2 tRNA genes and 1 rRNA gene are annotated in these 1,030 nt (G+C 42.1%); all 3 read right to left on the bottom strand.

From position 1 onward, the window contains the following. Positions 1-252, bottom strand: a 23S ribosomal RNA gene (locus FTT91_RS14655); the annotation flags it as partial. A 463-nt stretch (positions 253-715) separates the two neighbouring features. After that, positions 716-791 (bottom strand) — tRNA-Ala (locus FTT91_RS14650). A gap of 112 nt (positions 792-903) precedes the next feature. Further along, positions 904-980, bottom strand: a tRNA-Ile gene (locus FTT91_RS14645). Positions 981-1,030 lie beyond the last annotated feature (50 nt).

Genomic DNA, 1,030 nt, shown 5'->3' with positions numbered 1-1,030 from the left:
CTCGCCGCTACTGAGGGAATCTCAATTGATTTCTTTTCCTACGGGTACTGAGATGTTTCACTTCCCCGCGTTCGCTTCGTATGACTATGTATTCATCATACGATACCTACCTTAAGGTAGGTGGGTTTCCCCATTCAGAAATCTCCGGATCAAAGGATATTTGCCGCCTCCCCGGAGCTTTTCGCAGGCTATCACGTCTTTCATCGCCTCTGACTGCCAAGGCATCCACCACATGCACTTAATTACTTGACTATACAACCCCAAACAGTCGTTAACACTTACAAGTGAGTGTAACAACAGGCTTGCGCCCACAGTTTGTTGCTTTGTGCACTTAAACACTGTACAGCTTCAATCTAAATTCATATACCAAAACGCTTGATTCAGTTAATTTGCTAGTTCTCATTTCAATTCGTAATTAAACCGTAACACCGAAGTATTACTGTCAATCTTGAATTAAATGAGTTGAACAATTTATTTCAGACTCAATTTTTGCCAATCTGTTAATGAATTAATGCGTCTTCGTCAGACCGCACTAAATACTGTGATATTTAAATCACAGAACTTAATAAACCATCAAATCTAATCATTCGATCTTTTATTAAGTTCTGCAATCTTTAGCTTAAAGCTCCAGTATATGTGTGCCTGCGCACAGCATAGCTGTTTGCTTAAATTTTAAGGAAAAGCCTTAAAGCAGTGCTTTTCTGATCTTAAAATTTGGTGGAGACTAGGAGAGTCGAACTCCTGACCTCCTGCGTGCAAAGCAGGCGCTCTACCAACTAAGCTAAGTCCCCAGCTTATCATCTGTGATTCGATGTATCGTAAACTGTGTTAAGGCGAATGCTTAACTCGAGCATAGCTCTCGTCTTGCGCTCGGGCGAAACATGTTTCGCTGACCCTCGCTCATGGTGGGTCTGACAAGACTTGAACTTGTGACCCCACGCTTATCAAGCGTGTGCTCTAACCAACTGAGCTACAGACCCTCAGATACATCAATGAAGAACAACTTGTTGTGGATTCTTACCAATCGTCA

This window comes from Acinetobacter sp. YH12021 (genome assembly GCF_013420145.1).
GTDB lineage: Bacteria > Pseudomonadota > Gammaproteobacteria > Pseudomonadales > Moraxellaceae > Acinetobacter > Acinetobacter towneri.
Note: the sequence above shows the minus strand (reverse complement) of the source record. Positions and strands in the feature narration are given on the sequence as shown.